Raw genomic sequence first — 18,422 nt, 5'->3', positions numbered from 1 at the left:
ATGCTAGCAAAACGTATCATACCTTGTTTGGATGTCGATAATGGCCGCGTGGTAAAAGGCGTACAATTTGTCGATATAAAAGATGCTGGTGATCCAGTTGAAGTGGCCAGACGCTACAATGAACAAGGGGCCGATGAAATTACCTTTTTGGACATTACGGCGACTAATGATGAGCGTGATACTACTTATCACACTGTTGAGCGTATGGCAGAGACCGTATTTGTACCGTTAACCGTTGGCGGCGGGGTACGCAAAATTGCTGATATCCGTAATTTACTCAACGCTGGCGCAGATAAAGTAGCGATTAATTCAGCAGCAGTATTTACTCCAGAATTCGTAGGCGAAGCGGCACAGAAATTTGGTAATCAATGTATCGTAGTGGCTATCGACGCCAAGCGCGTAGCTGACATAACGGTTGATGGTCTGCTAGTACCACGTTGGGAGATTTTCACTCATGGTGGACGTAAGCCAACTGGTATCGATGCCGTTTCTTGGGCGGCAAAAATGGCGGCTCTAGGCGCAGGTGAATTGTTAGTCACTTCAATGGATGGCGATGGCACTAAAAAAGGCTATGATTTAGCGCTTATGCAGCAAATTACTAGCTTAGTTAATGTGCCAGTAATTGCCTCAGGTGGCGTTGGTAACCTGCAACATTTAGCTGATGGAGTACTAAAAGGTGGCGTCGATGCGGTGCTAGCTGCCAGTATTTTTCACTTCGGTGAACATACTATTCTTGAGGCCAAACAGTACATGGCTGCTCAAGGAATAGCTATGCGTTTGTAAGATGACTTTGAAACACCATTAGTAGCCAAATGTCGTGCATATTTGTCAATGTTCAACAGACCCTTTATATAGAAAAATGCTATCATAGCGCTAACTATTTATTTTCGTTTTGTTTTTAGTCAATTAGTCGTTTAAAAATTGATTGAAGCCTTAAACAATAATTTAATTCCTCATTTTAATAAGTAACAAAGGATAGCTTTATGTCAAATCTAAAACAGCAGCGTGATGATGTTACTCATATTGATGGCAACTTGCATCAAAATGAAGACGCTCGTATCGGTATTGTCGTGGCTCGTTTCAACGGTTTTGTAGTTGAGTCATTAGTTGATGGCGCTATCGACGCCTTATTACGTCATGGCGTTTTGGGTAGCAATATCACTGTTATCCGTGTGCCTGGTGCTTTTGAATTACCATTAGTCGCTCAGCGTGCTGCCGAATCAGATCGTTTTGACGCTATCGTAGCTTTGGGTGCCATTATCCGTGGTAGCACACCACACTTTGACTTTGTAGCTAGCGAATCAGCCAAAGGTCTAAGTAGTGTTGCTACTGATTATAATATTCCAGTAAGTAATGGGGTATTGACTACTGATACTATTGAACAAGCTATCGAACGTTCAGGTACTAAAGCTGGCAATAAAGGCTCAGAAGCTGCCATGGTAGTCCTAGAAATGATCGCTGTATTGTCGCAGTTAGATATCGACGATAGCGATGATGTTGCTTAATTTGACAGCGTTAATAAGCAGCTGATTACCGCTTTTTGAATTTTATTGTCTGATTATAATTTAATAGGCGCTGTGGTTAACAATCATGGCGTTTAAGCTTTAAGATGTACTGATAATATTTATCAGTCGACTACTATTTAACAGCATTGTTTAGAATCGTTAGTGAACACTATTGATTAAAACCACTATTTAACATTTAGGTATTTTTCCCTTATGACTGACCAACTCAAGCGCGCCATTAGCGCTGCGAAAACAGCACAAACCAATTCTGAGCAAGCTGAAGCTATCAGCTTAGCGAGCAGTAGTGCTGGTGACCAACACTTCGATATGAGTGAGTCTTCTTATAAGACTAGTCACACTGCTGTGCGTAAGGCACGGCGCTTTGCTATGCAAGGTCTTTATGAATGGCTAATGACTGATCGTCGCTTTGATACCAGCGGTAAACTAGGTTGGAAAGACAATGCACCGCATGACATTGCTGCGCGTACTCGTGCCACTAATGCTATGCATACAGTGCATATTGGTTACTATCATGAAATGATGCGTGATATTCCAGAACAAATACAAGCACTAGACGCCCTTATTAGTCAGCAGTTAGACCGTGAAGTCGATAAGTTAGATACTGTTGAGCATGCTATTTTGCTTATTGGTGCTTATGAGCTGCAAAACCGCTTAGAAATTCCATATAAAGTAGTTATGGATGAAGCAATGAAGCTTAATAATCACTTCGGTGCTACTGATGCACACAAATTAATTAATGCGGTACTCGATAAAATGGCCGTTGAGTTACGTGCTGCTGAAGTACAAGCGGACACTAAGGCTAATAAACGCAATTCACAAAGACCAGCTGCACTAAAAGTAGCGGCTAATACAAATGAGCCAGCCATTAGTGCTGAAACAGAAAGCAGCGCAACCACTTCTACTAAGCCACGTATTAGTGCTAATAATGCTAGTGTCAAACGTAACCGTCCCACTAAAGTAAGCGCTGGAACTAGTACTGCTCAAGCGGCAGCAGCCAATACTAAAAAAGCGCAACAACAAAGCGTAAAGCCAGTAGCTGCGCCACAAAAAGACGAAAGTGTTGCTGAAGATGCGATTATTAATGACACGGTTATTAATGAAAAAGCTATCGATACTACTGCTGAACAAAATAGCTTATTAACGGTAGCAGCTACTGTCGCTAGCGATGAGGCTACTGTCGACAATAGCGCTGCTGTACTAGCAGTAGAAGATAGCCTAGTAGCAGATGATGCAGTAGCAGAAACAATAGAAAGCAACGTAGCAGAGCAAACTGCAGAAAGTAAGGTTACTAACAGCGACCAAGCAGATAACGAAGAATCAGATACTGTTGAAACTGATAGTACTGTTGCAGATGCTACTGTTAATAGAAGCCAAGACTAATCATGACTGAGTTTGAGCTGATTGAGCGTATATTCTGCCAGTTGCAAGCAGCGCTACCCTTACCTGCTGATATTGAAAAAGGTATTGGCGATGATGCGGCGGTCATGGGCCTGCCTACTGGTGCGCGCTTAGTCAGCTGTATCGATACTTTAGTTCAAGGACGCCACTTTAGCGCTGATTGGTCAGAGGTGCAAAAACTGGCTTTTGCTATTGGCTATAAAGCCGTAGCGGTTAACGTCTCAGACTTAGCGGCTATGGGTGCGACGCCACACAGCATTTTATTAGCGCTAGCCTTGCCTGAGCGCCTTGCTTATGAGCAGTGGTTAACTGAGTTTGCCGAAGGTTTATTTCATGCTTGCCAATTATTTGGCGTCACCCTTATTGGCGGTGACACTACGCGTAGCGACAATCTAATATTGAGCGTTAGTGCTCAAGGTATTTTGAGCTCGAACACGCCAGCGGTCTATAGGTCAGGCGCACAAGTGGGTGATAAAGTTTATGTTTCGGGTACCCTTGGCGATGCCAGTTATGCGTTGCAACACCCTGATAATGCGACTGGGCTTGAGCTCAGCCATCGTTTGCATATGCCCACTCCACGTATCACGCTGGGGGCTAAGCTAGCACAAATCGGTGCGACGGCGATGATAGATATCTCTGACGGCCTTTATCAAGACTTAGGTCATATCTGCCAACAAAGCGCTGTCACTATGCGTATTAATCTTGAGCGCTTGCCAACCAGCAGTGCTTTAGCCAAAGTTGATTTATCTGAGCGCCTATTATGCCAATTGGCAGGTGGGGATGATTATGAGTTGGCTTTTACTTTGCCAGCTGATATCGAACCGCCTATCGATAATACTGCCGTTAGCTGTATCGGCGAGGTTATTGCCATCGCTGCTGATGCCCCTGAAGATCAAAACAGCAACTCTACCTTAATGCTAAATCCTATCCTGGTTTATCAAGGGCAGGCAGTGACTGTTGAGCAGCCAGCACCTTTTAATACGCTACCTACGCTCACTGGTTATCAACACTTTACAGGTTAGATCATGACTGACGACTCATCTAAACATAGCACTAAGCCTGATATTAGCAAAGCTAATGACTGCCCGTCTCTACCCGCCAATGCCAGTACGCTGGATAGTCTTGTCTATTGGTTAGGTATTGGTCTAGGCAGTGGGTTGCCACGTCGCGCGCCGGGTACTTGGGGTACAGTCGGTGGCTTACTTATCGCCGTACCGCTCATGAGCTTAGGCTTTACGACATTTTTTATTATTACTTTGCTATCCTGCGTGGTTGGGGTATGGATATGTGGTCGTACCTCAGAGCTAATGGGTGTCCATGACGATCCGCATATTGTTTGGGATGAATGGTCAGGTATCTGGATTACTTTATTGCCTTTTTCTTATCTAGGCGTAAGTACTGCTACTTTTTGGCATGATATTACCCAAGCATTGGGCATCCTCTCTTTAGCGCTTGCCTTTATCCTGTTTCGATTTTTTGACATTATTAAGCCACCACCAATTGATTGGGCGGACAAAAAAGTTGCTGGCGGTTTGGGGATTATGCTTGACGATATCATAGCTGGTATTATGGCTGCCGTTATATGGATGATAGCCATAACGGGCATTATGCTTTAAAGCTTTACTGTATAGCTAAACTGGGCATCATAAGCCTTAATACTAAGCCTATTAACTGCCTTATAAAAAGTATTTATCAAAAGTGCTTTATCGATATTAATTTGATAAAAAGTTAATATTTAAGCAGGGGTTTAGCAAACACATATAGGCCTAACACTTTTATAATCTTATATATTTTTTGTATTTACAAGTTTTTATCAACAACTATGCGTTATAATTAAGTCATACCTTGTTACATTTGTGGCTTTATTTTAGCAATATCTTTTAGGAATACTATGACTTCATCTCTTTCTGTCGTTATCCTCGCTGCCGGTAAAGGCACTCGTATGCAATCGGCTAAGCCAAAAGTATTGCAAACACTAGCTGGCAAGTCTTTATTAGGTCATGTATTAGACACTTGTCATCAGCTGACTGTCGATGACACTATCGTGGTTTATGGCTTTGGTGGCGATCAAGTTCAGACAGCAATTGATGATCAATATGCACATTTATCTATCACTTGGGTGGCGCAAACGGAACAATTGGGTACTGGGCATGCGGTAAAAGTTGCTCTAGATAAGCTACCTAAACAAGGTCAAAGTCTAATCTTATATGGCGATGTACCGTTAGTTAGTGGTCGAACTTTGACTTTGTTGCGAGCGGCCAATACCAATGGCATGTCAATGCTGACTTTGACAGTCAACAATCCTTTTGGGCTAGGCCGTATTAAGCGTAATAGCAATGGTGATATTGAAGCTATCGTTGAGCAAAAAGACGCTAGTAGCGCTGAACAGCAGATTACTGAGATTAACAGCGGTATTTACTGCGTTGATAATGCCCTACTGCATAAATACTTGCCTAAATTGTCCAATGATAACGCGCAGCAAGAGTACTATCTCACTGATATCGTAAAAATGGCGGTAGCAGATGGTATTAGTATTGCAGCGATTGAGCCTGAGCATGCTTTTGAGATTGAAGGGGTTAATAACCGTCAGCAGCTCGCGAGCTTAGAGCGCTCATGGCAGAGTAAATTAGTCCATGATTTACAAGTGGCTGGCGTCCAGTTTGCTGATCCGACACGAGTTGATATTCGTGGCAGCTTAACGGCTGGTCAAGATGTATTCGTAGATATTAACGTAGTATTCGAGGGCGATTGTACCTTAGGGGATAACGTCTATGTCGAAGCTGGCTGCGTCATTAAGAGCTCACAGCTAGGTAATGCCTGTCACATAAAGCCTTATTGTGTTATTGATCATGCGCAAGTAGGTGCTGGGGTAGATATTGGTCCGTTTGCTCATCTGCGCCCTGATACCGTATTGTCTGATAACAGTAAAGTTGGCAACTTCGTTGAAATCAAAAAGTCAGTTATCGGTAAAGGCAGTAAGGTCAATCACCTTAGCTATATCGGTGATGCGACAGTTGGTACTAATGCTAATATCGGTGCTGGTACTATCACTTGTAATTATGACGGTGTCAATAAGTCACAAACTATTATCCATGATAATGCCTTTATTGGCTCTAACTCAAGCTTAGTGGCGCCAGTGACTATCGGCAAAAATGCTACGGTCGGTGCTGGTTCAGTGATCACTGTGGATGTAGACGCTAATGCCTTGGCATTGGGTCGAGGACGCCAAGTGCAGAAGTCAGGTTTTAAAAGACCCATCAAGTAATAGTATGACGCTAAGAGCTTAAATAGTTCTAGGTCGTATGGACAACCTAATAAACATCAAGCAGCGTAGCAAGGTTTGCAGCGCTGCTTAATAGTATTTAATTAACCTATATTTTTCCAACCCTTCTAATTTAATAAATAACCAAATAACCAAATATATTTAATTTAAGGAATAGCCATGTGTGGAATCGTAGGCGCAGTCGCTGAACGTAATATTGCCAATATTTTACTTGAGGGTCTCAAGCGTTTAGAGTATCGAGGTTATGACTCTGCTGGTCTCACGGTGATTCGTGATGGCGAGCTGCATCGTGAACGTCAAGTTGGCAAAGTGCAAGCATTGGTCGATGCTGTCGCTATCAACCCTGAGTTTTTTGATGGTCATATCGGTATTGCTCACACCCGTTGGGCGACTCATGGTGAGCCTGCACAGCGTAACGCACATCCGCATGTATCCGGCAAAATCGCTGTGGTGCATAACGGTATCGTTGAGAACTATGCTGAGCTCAAAGAAGAGCTGGTCGCCAAAGGCTATGAGTTTACTTCACAAACTGATACTGAAGTTGTGGCGCACCTGATTAATGACCTTTACCAACAGACGCCTGACTTATTAGAAGCAGTACGTGCAGTCATTCCATTATTACATGGCGCTTTTGCCCTAGGCATTGTGCATGTAGACAGCCCAGAGGAATTAATTACTGTACGTCTAGGCTCGCCATTAGTGATTGGTGTAGGCATCGGTGAGAACTTTATCGCATCCGATCAACTAGCGCTGCTACCAGTAACCAACCGCTTTATGTACCTAGAAGAAGGTGACATTGCCAAGCTGACTCGTAATAGTATTCAAATATTTGCTGATGGTGTAGAAGTCAGTCGTAAGATTCATGAGATAGATGCACAGCAACATAATGCCGATAAAGGCGAGTTTAAACACTATATGCTCAAAGAAATTTATGAGCAGCCAGATGCGGTCGCTCGTACTTTAGAAATGGCCATTGATAGCGCTAATACCTCAAAGCTACGTGATGATTTCTTGCAACGTCATGAGGATCAGCTGTCCGGTATTCGTAACATTCAAGTGTTGGCTTGTGGCACTAGTTATCATGCTGGCATGGTTGCTAAATACTGGTTTGAAAACTTAACCCGTCTACCCTGCTCAGTTGAAGTGGCGAGTGAGTTTCGCTATCGCAACCCAGTAGTGGTCGACAACTCATTAGTGATTTGCATTTCGCAATCTGGTGAGACTGCTGACACTTTATCGGCTCTACGTGATACTCAAAAACAAAAGCCGACTGGGTTAGTGAGTCTGGCCCTCTGTAATGTCGCCACCTCATCATTAGTACGTGAGACTGATATTTACTTGCCTACCCTTGCAGGTCCCGAGATTGGCGTAGCTTCCACTAAGGCTTTTACCACTCAGCTGGTCGCTTTAATGCTATTAGTGTTAAAAATCGGCGCTACTCAGCAGCGTATGGATAGTGAACGCTTAGGCACTTTACTTAGTGAACTACAGCAGTTACCCGGTCAGCTTTATGCTAGCTTACATTTAGACGCTGCTATCAAAACCATGAGCGAAAGCTTTGAAGATAAAAAAAGCTGCCTATTCTTAGGTCGTGGTCTGCAGTTTCCAATAGCCCTTGAGGGCGCGCTGAAACTCAAAGAGATCTCTTATATCCATGCTGAAGGTTATGCAGCTGGTGAGCTTAAACATGGTCCATTAGCATTAGTAGACAAGGATATGCCCATTGTCGTACTAGCTCCTAAAGACAGTATGTTCGATAAACTAAAAGCTAATATGCAAGAGGTTCATGCTCGTCATGGCGAGCTATTTGTATTCGCTAGTGAATCAAGCAAAATGGTCGCTGAAGATCGGATGCATGTGGTTTACGTACCTGACGTTTGCGAGACGCTAGCACCGGTTGTTTATAGCATACCAGTGCAGCTATTGTCTTACCACGTGGCGGTTATGCGTGGTACTGACGTTGATCAACCTCGTAACTTGGCCAAGTCAGTTACCGTTGAGTAGTTTATTGCTGATTAGACAGTGATATAAACTAGTAGTACTTATTACTAAAATCCCTAATACCGTGTTGAACAGTATTAGGGATTTTTTATCGTCACAAAATAGCTATAACGATTAGGGCCTGTTGAGTCTTCACAAGTAGCCACTGCTGGTAGCTACTGATTTATCAAAGCTGTGATTGAATGTTCAATACGCCCTAATATTACTAGGAATAAATAATCTTAGTGATAGTGTCTTAGTAAATTAATAGAAACGGATTCTTTTCAGCTTGGTCATTTAACCAAATAGTAGGTTTACCTAGAATAAAAAGAGCAGAGATTTATCGATTTTACTGCTCTTCTTATAGTATTAAATTTATTTTTCAAAAATAGTATCTTTTTTGAATTTAGAGTCTTTAAACATTGTTTTCATAATAATAGGATAAGCAATGCCGGCAACGATTAATCCGATCAACCAAGCAAGATCAACGACTATAAATGCTGCCGCTGTTCCGATAGCAAGCGCTAGTAGTGCGGCATAATTCACCCCATCAAATTCTCCATCTTTTTTGTATAATTCTTTGATATCGATATGCTGCTTTCTCATGATATAGAAGTCAACAAGAAGAATCGCAATTAGGGGTCCAAGAAAAGCTGAGTAGACATGAATAAAAGTATCTAGTCCTTTTGCGTTATCGTCCTGCACTAATAACCATGGGAATGATCCTATTGCCAGCACCCCAGTAATTGCCACTGAAGCTTTGTAATTCAGTTTGGTAAATAGTTGAATAACATAAGCTGGCGTAACAATGTTTGCTACCATATTGGTAGCAATTACACCAAACACAATAAATACAGAGATGAATAACTGCATATAAACGTTATCGAATAATACGGGTAGTCCTAGTGCAGGATTGGTATAACCTGTCGCACTGGCAAGCATAGCGCCTACAATGATTACCGAGCCGTAAGCAACGAGAATCGGTACGAAGTAAAGAAGTCCTCTTTTTCTGTCCGTGTAACCTGTTTTTAGCTCACGTGAATAGTCTGCTGCACTTAAAAATATAGCGGCATAGTTACCGAGAAACACCATAATATAGGCAAAAAACTCGATTCCCCATGTACCTTTGGCATTAATCCAAGAAGTTGAAATGGCTGCACTGTGGTCTTTAACTAGTATGATAAATACCGTAATAACGATACCCATCAGCACAACAGATGCTACCGACTCAACTATTTTAATGCTCTTAAAGCCTTTCATTGAAAGCAGTATTTGCGCAACTATAAGAATGATGAATCCGACAAATACATTATCAAAAGCTCCGCTCGACAATATTTTGAACACTTCATTTAGTGCAGTACCACCGATCCAACTCTGAACACCGTACCAGATCACAGCGGGCACTGCACGGAGCAGTGAAGAGATCAGCGTTCCTTTTTTACCAAATGATGCTTTTAGGTGAGCTACGTAGGGAATACCATATTTATAGCCTGCTCTGTCGTTTAGTGCAAAGAAGGTAGAAACAATGGCGATTGCAATTAATGCGGCTGCGATAGTCTGCCAAACATTCAATATTGCCATACCGGCAACTATAACACTCGCACCGAGTGTCATATTACCCATATTCACACCGTCCCCGACCCACAAAGACATGTAGCCAAACGCCCCTAAAGTCCTATCTTCTGGGCCATTTGGTGTAAGGCTTTCGTCGCCTGTAGTTTCAACAACTATGGTTTTTATTTCTGCTGTTGCTACATAACCTTCTTTAGAATTCATAACACTTCCCTTCCTTGGAACAATTTTTAGTGGGTTATAACTTTGTTGATATTAAATAGTCAACGCATATGCTCCAATTTTGCTCGTTTTCATTCCGCATCTTACTAAGTCTTCAACCCTGTGCATTGCTATCGTGATGCTGTCAATCACATGAATACTTGCTTCCTGTGTCAAGCATTCAGTTAAATCGGCCATAGTAGTGCAAAAACCCCAACGGCTAAGCCTGAAAACACTTCATGATAAGACCCAATACCGAGATCATCAAAACAGGCTACGATTACCCCATTGAGCTCTTCCTCTTTAGCTTGTCTTAAGCACGCAAATACTCTTGGGGCAGAGGGTTCTTCATCATAATGCTGTTGCATAGGAGCAGGAGAATTTGTTCTGGAAGCTGCAATAATTGTAGTACCAACAATCGCTGTTTTACGGGCGCTTGCTACGATTTTATCGGTCGTAGATATTGTTGAGTTGAGGTTTGTAACTAGAATACTTATAGAATACTGCTATCAATTACTTAGTTGATGCTGAAAGAATAATTGTTAACAAACATTGTTAACTAATTTTGTTAACAAAACAATGGATATATTAATTATTTATTGTGAAGACTGAGTTAGCGCACTATAGTTGGCACTATGAGAAAAACCGAAACATAGATAGCAAAAGTGACGAAATATTAGAACAGATTATTATTAATTCAATCACAGCTTTAGTATCAGAGCAGCGCCGCACAGTTGAAACTCTACGATGGTAAAATAAAAAACACCTAGATCAAGATATATGTGTAAGTTCAAAGCATTGAGTAGTTGCAAGTTCCTGTCAATTATGCCGCCTCATTCAAGCTAATAATGACTTAACTTTGATAGGCTATCATTAAATTCAGCTACACAATAAGCATTGGATATGGATAATAATCCCTAGCGAATCTTGGCAAACTCATCTATTATTTTACCTTAGCTGATGCTAATCTCTATTAAATATCAACGCCTTAATAGTAGAAACGTAGATGTTAAAACGAATAGGCCCTAACACCCTCAAAAACGGAATAAATAATAATGATAAATCTAATTATAAAAAACGCTCAATTAGCGGGCCGGAAAAACTTAGTTAATATCAGCATAGAAGGCGCTCATATCAAGCGTATTGATGATATAGAAAACGCTATTAATAGTGATGATAGCCATGATAGTGAAGCGGCAGCCAGTAGCATAGTTTATGACGCTCAAGGCAATTTTGTCTGTGCAGGGTTTTATGAGAGTCATATTCACCTCGACAAAGCCTGTATTTTAGATCGCTGTAGTGTAGAACAAGGCACTTTAGAAGAAGCCGTTGATGAGACGGGTAAAGCCAAAGAACAGTTCACTGAAGAAGATGTATTCGAACGCGCCTCAAAGGTCATAGAGATGGCTATCAAAAAAGGTACGGTAGCCATGCGTACTTTTGTTGAAACAGACGAACAAACTGAAATGCGTAGCTTTAGAGCGCTAAAAAGAGTGCAGGATAAATACGCCTTTGCTATCGATATAGAGCTTTGTGCTTTTGCGCAGTCAGGCTTGACCACTAAACCGCTAACCCAGCAGTTATTACAGCAAGCATTAGCCCAAGGCGCGGATCTGCTAGGGGGCTGTCCTTATAAAGATGAAAATCCAGAGCAACATATCGAAATGATATTTGATATAGCGGAAAAGTTTGACGTCGATGTCGACTTTCACTTGGATTTTGATTTAGACCCAGAAGGGTCAAGTATTCCAAAGGTTTTCGAAGAAACCATTAAGCGCAACTACCAAGGCCGCGTCTCTATCGGTCATGTTACTAAGCTTTCAGCTATGGATAAGATGAAGCGTGGAGAGATGGCTGGCTTGCTAAAAATGGCAGACATTACTTTGATCGTGTTACCGGCCACTGATATCTATATCAATGGCAGTGATTACGAATCTTTGATACCCCGAGGCACAGTCAATGCCAATCAGTTTGCAGAGTTAGGAGTTAATACCACGATTTCTACTAATAATATCCTCAATGCTTTTACCCCTTACGGCGATGCCTCATTGATTAGAATGGCCAACTTGTATGCCAATATCGCCCAGCTATCGACCGATAATGAAATAGCAATGGCATTCGATATGATTAGCAAAAATGCGGCTAAATTATTGGCGCTTAACACTGAGATAGCAGTAGGAGCGACGGCTACTTTAGTAGTAGTAGAAGCCAAGGATTCAGTAGAAACTATTAGAACCGTAGCACAAGCCTTGGCAGGATTCAAAAATGGTAAGCAAACCTTCTGTAATCAGGCTGCGCATATTTGTTTTGAGTGATTCTAGCTAGGAGGATGAAAGGAGCAAGCTAACTCGCAATAGAAATCGCCAGTTAAAAATTTACTGAAATAGTAGAAGGCAAAAAGCACTGTTTTATTATGAACTGACCCCTTAGACTTGGACTGTTTGATCAAACTAAAGGGTTAGACTGTGGCAGCGATTAATGTTGTTATACCTGTTAACCGCATTTATTGCGACATTATAGTTTTGTCAGGTTTTCTGACTTTTTATAGCCCTCTATGTCACTAGTGGGCATAGGTATTTTAATAACAGCCGAAAAGCCACCTATTTCATGATTTTGGATAGCCTAAATATTTTAGTACTGATAACTTTTTCATTAGCTAGCATCAGGGTTTATTTGTGAATAGATCTTAGCATTTTATTAGTAATGATTTATTTTTCTAACTATCACTCTTGACGGCTGCCGCCATTTTTACTCCACCCCAAGTGACCAAAATCACCCCAAGTCCAATCAATGAAGCCCCTAAAATCAGCCCCTCTGGTGGCGCTTCGCCCTGCAAAAATACCGCTATAGGCACGCCAACTACCGCACCGACCGCTCCTAATAAGCTTAATAGAACTGGACCGCCAGTTTTTTGCAATAAGAACAGCAGCAAAAATTGAGCAGCAAAAATACTAGCCTGCAGCAATATTAATCCGCTAGTCTTACTTTCGCCAAGCGGTAGCGCCAAAGAAAAACCTGGCAACATTCCAACGATAGCGAGGATACAGGCAGCGGCAATCAACATACCCGGAGCAAGCGCAATTGCAGAAGCTTTATCCGGCCAGCGTAAGCTCCGATAGATATTACCCATAGCTAGTAATACAGGGCCACAGAGCGCTAGCAAAATCCAAAATGTGCTGGCATCTGGCGCAGCAAACTTACGTGCAGCCAGTACCCCTGCTCCAGCTAATGCAGCCGCCACCCCAAAAGCACGCAAGCGACTAAAGCGCTCTATGCGTAACGCTAGAGCACCCAGATAAGTGAGCAACGGTGGTAGGGCAATAATTAAAGCAACAAAACCAGCACCTACGTGCGCAATAGCAGAGAAGAAAATCAAATTAGAGCCGGCAACACTGACTAATGCGGCAATCGTATAGTACTCTAAGCTACGAGCGTTAAGAGACAAATGCTCCTTTTTTACTAAGGCTACTACTAATAGAATTAGTGCTGCTCCAGAGATTGACCAAAACAAAAATGCTAATGGGGTCAACCCTATTTCGCTAGCGTACTTGGCCAAATTGGTAGATATGCCCAATAGTAAGCCGCCTACTAATAGGCATGAAAAAGGAATAAACCAAGCACTGCTATGAGCAAGCGTCCCTTTTGGCACTGATTCATTCATTGCTAGTCTCGCTCGGTATTAAGATAAGTCGGTCAACTCAGAGTAACAGATTATCGACTTTTTTAATGGTCATCGACTTTAACAAGCCTATAAAAAAGACTAAGACTTTATCCATTTAGTCTTAGCCTACTGCTATAAAGCACTATGGTTTGAAACAATACACAGCGACAGATGATTACTTTGCTAGCAGGGTTACCTTGTAGGTTAGTAATTCAAACTTATCCTGCTAGTATTTGCTCCTAAGCTGACAGCGCAACCTATTGCTTTTTAATTGCCCTGTCCTGCTGTGTGATGGTTACTATTTATCACTTTCAATAACGGGTTATGGTTCATTGTTAGCATTTTTACCATGCGGAATTAGCCATCTGCTAAACCAGCCTGATACATCGTCCATTAAGGTATAAACCACCGGAATAACCACTAAACTTAATAATGTAGAAGTCACTAAACCACCTAGCACAGCGGCCGCCATCGGACGACGGAAGGTTGGATCAGCCTCACCCCATCCAAATACTAATGGCAGCATGCCAGCACCCATCGCAATAGTCGTCATAATGATTGGCCGTGCCCGTTTGCGACAAGCATCAATAATAGCGTCAAAGCGCATCAGCCCACGATTTTGCGCAATAATGGCATAATCCACTAGCAAAATAGAGTTTTTGGTAGCGATACCCATCAGCATGATAAAGCCAATCATCGATGGCATCGAGAGGCTACTCTTAGTAAGGACTAGCCCGACGAAAGCACCGCCAATAGATAATGGCAGGGCCATAAGAATAGTAAAAGGCTGTAATAGCTTGCCAAATAATAAAATCAGTACCCCTAAGATACAGACAATGCCGACCGACATAGCGATAACAAAACCGCTAAATAACTCAGCCATACTTTCGGCTTGGCCTTGGTCAATCACAGTGATTGAGGCTGGTAAATTCTGCATAGTTGACGTGCCTTTCACCGCTTCTATTAGCTCACCTAGCGCGCCATCGTTAGGCTGCACCGTAATACTAATAGCACGCTCACGATCAAGTCGCTTAATTTGGGCTGGTCCCGTACCAAAGTCTAAACTAGCCACTTCCCCTACTCGTACCCCTTGTCCAGTTGGTTGGCTAGTAGGTACATATAACCCCTCTAACTGACTGACGCTTTGTTTGGCAATATCAGGCAAGCGTACTACTATTGGTATCTGCCTTGTATCTAAATTAAGCTTAGATAAGCTCTGCTCATAGTCGCCAACTGTAGCGATGCGTAGGGTCTCAGCTATAGCCTGGGTAGTCACCCCTTTATCCGCCATCGCTAAGCGATCTGGGGTCACCGTGAGTTCTTGACGCGGCAGACTACGGTCACTGGTGACGGAACCTACCATAGGTAAAGCACGGATATCACTCATGATCTGTTGTACGGTTTTTTCCAATACCTCTGGGCTAGTACTAGTCAATGAAAAGTTATAGCCAGTCTCGCCGCCGCTTGATAAGCCAACAGTGAAACGGGCGCTAGGGACTTCTGACAATATCGAACTGATCTGCTGTTCAATTTGTTGCTTAGAGGCACGCTCAGCTCGTGGAGCTAACACTATATCTAGTCCAGCAATGTTCTTAGCTTTGCCACCGCTAGATTCTGACCCCATAGAAGCTTGTCCTTCGCCAACAGAGGTAAAGATATGCGTAACCTCAGGCAAAGCTAATATACGCTCACTTGCCAACGCTGCTACTCGTTCTGTATCCTCCAATTCCACATCCGGAGTTAGCTCAATCGCTACTCGTGTCTGGTCAATATCATTATCAGGAATAAAACCAGTAGGCAGTAGTTTAACTAATCCCAGCGAAGCGACAAACAGTACTAAAGTGGCGCCCATAGTCAGCCAACGATGCTTTAGCGTCCAAGAGACTACATTGAGGTACCAAGTCATCAGCGCGCTTTGTTTTTCGACATGCTTTTTTTCAGGACGTAGGATATAAGCGGCCATCATTGGAGTAATAAGACGCGCCACCATTAACGAGGCAAAAATAGCTAACGCTGCTGTCCAACCAAATTGACGGAAGAACTGGCCAACAATACCGCCCATAAAAGCAGTAGGTAGAAATACCGCAATCAAAGTAAAAGTGGTGGCTACTACTGCTAGGCCAATTTCATCAGCTGCCTCCATCGCTGCTTGATAGGGCGTCTTACCCATTCGTAAATGGCGCATGATGTTTTCAACTTCAACGATAGCATCATCGACTAGCACCCCTATAACTAAGGACAAAGCCAGTAGCGAGATAATATTGAGGCTGAAATCAAATAAATACATTCCTAAAAAGGTAGGAATAATCGATAGTGGCAGGGCTACAGCGGTGACAATAGTGGCACGGATATTCCGTAAGAATAAAAACACCACGATAACCGCAAGGATCCCTCCTTCAATCAACATCTTTAATGATGCTGAATAGTCCTCAGCGACTGGCGTTGCTCGATCATAGACTTTTTCTACCGTGATATTAGGCATATCAGTCGCCAGCTTAGCCAGCTCAGTATCTATACGCTCAGTCACCTCCACTTCACTAGCACCACGCGAGCGCACCACGTTAAAGGCCACCACCACTTTTCCATCAAGCTTAGCGATAGAGTTCGGGTCGTCAGGACCATCAGTGACCTCAGCCATACGTCCTAGCGCTTGCGTACCGCCTGTAGGAACTGCTATCTGTAGGTCATTGAGCTCACGGGCACGCTCAACAGCGCCTAACACTCGAATGGTTTGGGTGCTGTTCCCGACTTCCGATTCACCGCCTGAGCTGTCCTGCTGAATACCAGAGATTTGCTGTGAAAGCTGACTGATAGACAACTGCAATCCACTCAAGGCTATAGGATCTGCTGCTACAGTAATTTTGCGCTCAAGGCCGCCAATACGGCTGATTGAACCGACTCCTTGAATATCAGATAAGCGCTTAGTAATCGTATCATCAACGAACCAAGATAAATCCTCAACGCTCATATTGTCAGCAGCTACTGAATAAGTAACCACCGGAAAGCCGGAGGTAGAGACTTTGGTAATAATGGGATCGTTAGCCGCAGCGGGGAGGTCACCACGTACTTCTCCGACTGCCGAGCGCACATCATCGACAGCTTCTTGGATATCTTTATCTAATACAAACTCAGTGGCAATAGTTGCAGCCCCTGTCTGTAAGGTGCTGCGAATATGTTTAATACCATTAATGCTAGTCAGTTTATTTTCTATCTTTTTGGCAATATCGTTTTCTAACTGCGCCGGCGCTGCCCCAGGCAGGGTTACTGTCACCACTACCGCTGGTAAATCAATATCAGGGAACTGTTGGACTTTCATTTGACGAAAGCCAAATAATCCGCCCATAGTTAGCAAGACAAATAGTAGAATCGCTACTAACGGGTTTTTGATTGAATAGGAGGATACGTTAAAGTTCATAATGGGGCCTGCGCTTGTTTTTGCGTAGAAGATGAGGTAGCTGCACCCTTACTATCAATAATACGTACCAAATCGCCCTCATTTAAAAAGCTACCACCTTGTTTAACTAGCCTACTACCTGCTGGCAAAGCTTCAACAACGGCCACATTATTGCCTAAACGCTCGCCTAAAGTGACTCGCTGCTGCTGAATTTTCCCTATTGTCTTGTTATCCTTAGTCTCAATAGCCGTCACTAGCATCACATAGTCATAACCGTCGTTACTGACAATCGCGCTATTAGGGACCGTTTGAGTGTTTTCGCTACCTAATAAAAATTCACCCGTTTGATACATACCAGCACGAGCATTTGAATTACTAGCGAGACTAGCATAAATAGTGATTTGACGATTATTATCAGCTGTTGGCGCGATTCGGCGTACTTCACCCATTACTGACTGGCCTTGTGGCAAGCTCACTTTAACTGGAGTCCCTACTTTTACGTCTGCTATTAGCTTAGGATCGATGTCAGCTTGCCACTCCAATATACCGTCTTTTATAATAGTGAATAACGGCTCGCCACCAGCAACCATACCTACGTCCACTTTCTTTTCGCTAATGATGCCACTAACAGGAGCTACTACTTGCGCATTGTTTAAGGCTAAGTTTTGGCTACTAAGTCGTGCTTTTGACGCTTGTAATGCTGCGCGCGCTTGTAGCTCTGAGGTACGATAGCGATCGGCTTCTTGTTTACTGATAGCGTCAATATCTATCAAAGGTAATACTCGTATCGCATCTGCCTTAGCATTAGCAAGAGTAGCCTCAGCTTCAGCCACATCAGCTTCAGCCTGTACTATTTGCTGACGCACAGCATCAGTGTCAAATATTGCCAACACTTGACCAGCTTTGACGCGCTGACCTTCCTCGACTAATATTCGTTCAATAGCCACGCCGCTGACTTTAGCGCTAACGTTAGCGATATCTTTGGCACTGATAGTGCCGTCAGCCTTGAGCGTACTACCGATATTATCTTGACTTGGCATAACGGTTTCGACTGATAGTACCGCTTGCTCAGCACTAACATTAGCCTTATTATCCTCAGGCGCGTTAGTAGTTTGACTAGTAGTGCCAACATTACCATTGACGCTATCATCGGCCTTATCAGCACCCCAATACTTACCCAGCAGTACCCCACCAATGAGTACCGCAAGCAATACTGGCCACAGCCATATCGGTAGCTTTGCTGCGGGTATATTTTTATCAAACTGACGATATGGCGGTAGCTCAGACACCACTACCGGCTTAGGCTCATTAGCATTAGGCGCTTGCTTACTATTAAGATCTGGAAGGTCACTCATAATCGGTCTCTATAAACAGGGGCAGTAATGACGTTAAGCGATGGCTATAAAA

13 protein-coding genes are annotated in these 18,422 nt (G+C 43.0%); 8 read left to right on the top strand and 5 right to left on the bottom strand.

Features of this window, described 5'->3' with window-relative positions:
• The 7 genes from hisF to glmS all read left to right on the top strand — a co-directional run bounded on the left by hisF (position 1) and on the right by glmS (position 8,211).
• Positions 1-783, top strand: a complete 783-nt coding sequence (gene hisF / locus KPY62_RS08990) for an imidazole glycerol phosphate synthase subunit HisF (protein ID WP_216581695.1) — start codon at positions 1-3, stop codon at positions 781-783.
• Between the two features lie 200 nt (positions 784-983).
• The gene (gene ribE / locus KPY62_RS08985; protein ID WP_201623373.1) at positions 984-1,505 is read left to right on the top strand and encodes a 6,7-dimethyl-8-ribityllumazine synthase; all 522 of its coding nucleotides are present in this window, start codon (positions 984-986) and stop codon (positions 1,503-1,505) included.
• A 213-nt stretch (positions 1,506-1,718) separates the two neighbouring features.
• Entirely contained in the window at positions 1,719-2,906 is a 1,188-nt protein-coding gene (gene nusB / locus KPY62_RS08980; protein WP_216581694.1) for a transcription antitermination factor NusB, read from the top strand.
• A gap of 2 nt (positions 2,907-2,908) precedes the next feature.
• Positions 2,909-3,946 carry a thiamine-phosphate kinase gene (gene thiL / locus KPY62_RS08975; RefSeq protein WP_216581693.1) on the top strand — a complete coding sequence of 346 codons (1,038 nt, stop codon included), beginning with the start codon at positions 2,909-2,911 and terminating at the stop codon, positions 3,944-3,946.
• A 3-nt stretch (positions 3,947-3,949) separates the two neighbouring features.
• A complete protein-coding gene (locus KPY62_RS08970; protein ID WP_216581692.1) occupies positions 3,950-4,540 on the top strand; it encodes a phosphatidylglycerophosphatase A in 591 nt (196 codons plus the stop codon).
• 275 nt (positions 4,541-4,815) lie between these two features.
• Positions 4,816-6,189, top strand: coding sequence for a bifunctional UDP-N-acetylglucosamine diphosphorylase/glucosamine-1-phosphate N-acetyltransferase GlmU (gene glmU, locus KPY62_RS08965; RefSeq protein WP_216581691.1), 1,374 nt, complete (start codon positions 4,816-4,818; stop codon positions 6,187-6,189).
• A gap of 177 nt (positions 6,190-6,366) precedes the next feature.
• On the top strand, positions 6,367-8,211 hold the full coding sequence (gene glmS, locus KPY62_RS08960) for a glutamine--fructose-6-phosphate transaminase (isomerizing) (RefSeq protein ID WP_216581690.1): 1,845 nt from the start codon (positions 6,367-6,369) through the stop codon (positions 8,209-8,211).
• 351 nt (positions 8,212-8,562) lie between these two features.
• On the opposite strand, the gene KPY62_RS08955 is transcribed toward glmS, so the two are convergent.
• Positions 8,563-9,963 carry an NCS1 family transporter gene (locus KPY62_RS08955; protein ID WP_216581689.1) on the bottom strand — a complete coding sequence of 467 codons (1,401 nt, stop codon included), beginning with the start codon at positions 9,961-9,963 and terminating at the stop codon, positions 8,563-8,565.
• Between the two features lie 182 nt (positions 9,964-10,145).
• Positions 10,146-10,406, bottom strand: a complete 261-nt coding sequence (locus tag KPY62_RS08950; RefSeq protein ID WP_324033938.1) for a hypothetical protein — start codon at positions 10,404-10,406, stop codon at positions 10,146-10,148.
• A gap of 609 nt (positions 10,407-11,015) precedes the next feature.
• On the opposite strand from KPY62_RS08950, the gene KPY62_RS08945 reads away from it, so the two are divergent.
• Positions 11,016-12,275, top strand: coding sequence for an amidohydrolase family protein (locus KPY62_RS08945; RefSeq protein WP_216581688.1), 1,260 nt, complete (start codon positions 11,016-11,018; stop codon positions 12,273-12,275).
• Positions 12,276-12,676: 401 nt separating this feature from the next.
• Here the strand turns inward: KPY62_RS08945 and KPY62_RS08940 are convergent, their stop codons facing one another.
• The 3 genes from KPY62_RS08940 to KPY62_RS08930 all read right to left on the bottom strand — a co-directional run bounded on the left by KPY62_RS08940 (position 12,677) and on the right by KPY62_RS08930 (position 18,370).
• Positions 12,677-13,621: a DMT family transporter gene (locus tag KPY62_RS08940; protein ID WP_216581687.1), complete on the bottom strand. Its 945-nt coding sequence runs from the start codon at positions 13,619-13,621 to the stop codon at positions 12,677-12,679.
• A gap of 322 nt (positions 13,622-13,943) precedes the next feature.
• On the bottom strand, positions 13,944-17,036 hold the full coding sequence (locus KPY62_RS08935; RefSeq protein WP_216581686.1) for an efflux RND transporter permease subunit: 3,093 nt from the start codon (positions 17,034-17,036) through the stop codon (positions 13,944-13,946).
• The gene (locus tag KPY62_RS08930) at positions 17,033-18,370 is read right to left on the bottom strand and encodes an efflux RND transporter periplasmic adaptor subunit (protein ID WP_216581685.1); all 1,338 of its coding nucleotides are present in this window, start codon (positions 18,368-18,370) and stop codon (positions 17,033-17,035) included. The genes KPY62_RS08935 and KPY62_RS08930 overlap by 4 nt, the downstream gene beginning before the upstream one ends.
• Positions 18,371-18,422: the final 52 nt, after the last annotated feature.

The sequence above is a fragment of the Psychrobacter sp. TAE2020 genome (assembly GCF_018919485.1).
Classification (GTDB): Bacteria; Pseudomonadota; Gammaproteobacteria; order Pseudomonadales; family Moraxellaceae; genus Psychrobacter.
The sequence above is the reverse complement of the archived record's forward strand: the minus strand, read 5'-3'. Positions and strand labels throughout refer to the sequence as shown.